Annotated in this window: 1 protein-coding gene; it reads right to left on the bottom strand. The window is 66.4% G+C overall.

Translation table 11 applies throughout. From position 1 onward, the window contains the following. Positions 1-54: 54 nt before the first annotated feature. Positions 55-1,546, bottom strand: a 1,492-nt coding sequence (locus C6P64_RS13510; RefSeq protein ID WP_105749083.1) for an FG-GAP repeat domain-containing protein, incomplete at its 5' end; no start/stop codon positions are given.

Genomic DNA, 1,546 nt, shown 5'->3' with positions numbered 1-1,546 from the left:
TCCGGCGCTGCCTGCCTGCAGGCAGCGCCGGACGGCTCCACGCAGTCACCCAGCTCAGATCAGCGCCCACCCCGGGAGATCACCCGGGTTGACCGTCCCCACCAGGCTCACGCCATCCATCAGCCAGGCCGACTCCGCTCCGCTGGCATCCGTCCACAGCAGATCGGTCTTGCCATCCCCGTTGAGGTCCTGGCTGCCATCCTTCACGCTCAAGCCGTCCGCCGGATCGAAGTTCGCCGTCGCCATCGCGTTCACGCCGTTCATCAGCCACAGCGAGATCTCGCCGTTGTCCTTGACCCAGCGCAGGTCCGCCTTGCCGTCCCCGTTGTAGTCCCCGGCCGCATCCGCCAGCTTCCAGCCCGCAAACGGCCCGTGGTTGGCTTGTGCAGTCGCGTTCAGCCCGTTCATCGTCCAGACCGAGGCCGCCCCGTTCGTGTTCGTCAACAGCAGGTCGCTCTTGCCGTCACCGTTGAAGTCCCGGCTGCCATCCTTCACGCTCCAGCCGCTGGGCAAAGCGAAGTTCCGAGTCGCACTCGGCACCGTCCCGTTCATCAGCCACAGCGACACTTCGCCGTTGTCCTTGACCCAGCGCAGGTCCGCCTTGCCGTCCCCGTTGTAGTCCCCCGCCGCGTCCACCAGCTTCCAGCCCGCATACGGCCCGTGATCGACGATCGCCGTCGCGCTCAGTCCGTTCATGGTCCAGATCGAGGCCGCACCGTTCGTGTTCGTCCACAGCAGGTCGCTCTTGCCGTCGCCGTTGAAGTCCTGGCTGCCGTCCTTCACGCTCCAGCCATTGAAGGGACCGAAATTCACCTTCGCCGTCGCGCTCGTGCCGTTCATCAGCCACAGCGAGATCTCGCCGTTGTCCTTGACCCAGCGCAGGTCCGCCTTGCCGTCCCCGTTGTAGTCACCGACCGCATCGACCAGCTTCCAGCCCGTGCCAGGCGTGAGCTCGGCTTTCGCGATCGCACCCAGTCCGTTCATGGTCCAGATCGAGGCCGCCCCGCTCGTGTTCGTCCACAGCAGGTCGCTCTTGCCGTCGCCGTTGAAGTCCTGGCTGCCGTCCTTCACGCTCCAACCCTCGAAGGGACCAAAGCTTGCCGCACCAATCGGGCTGCCGCCGTTCATCAGCCACAGCGACACTTCGCCCTTGTCGCTGACCCAGCGCAGATCCGCCTTGCCGTCCCCGTTGTAGTCCCCCGCCGAGTCGACGAACTTCCAGCTGCCCGCCACCGTGCTGGGCTGCAGACCATCCAGCCTCCAGCCCGCAAACGGCCCGTGGTTGACCGTCGCCGTCGGCATCACCCCGTCCATCGTCCAGATCGAGGTCACGCCACTGGTGTGGGTCCACAGCAGGTCGGTCTTGCCGTCCCCGTTGAGGTCCTGGCTGCCGTCCTTCACGCGCCAGCCGTCGTAGGGACCGAAGTTCGCCGTCGTGATCGGCGCCGTCCCGTTCATCAACCACAGCGCAATCTCGCCACTGTCCTTGACCCAGCGCAGGTCCGCCTTGCCGTCCCCGTTGTAGTCCCCCGCCGCGTCCACCAGC

The organism is Malikia granosa (assembly GCF_002980595.1).
GTDB classification, from domain to species: Bacteria; Pseudomonadota; Gammaproteobacteria; order Burkholderiales; family Burkholderiaceae_C; genus Malikia; species Malikia granosa.
The sequence above is the reverse complement of the archived record's forward strand: the minus strand, read 5'-3'. Positions and strand labels throughout refer to the sequence as shown.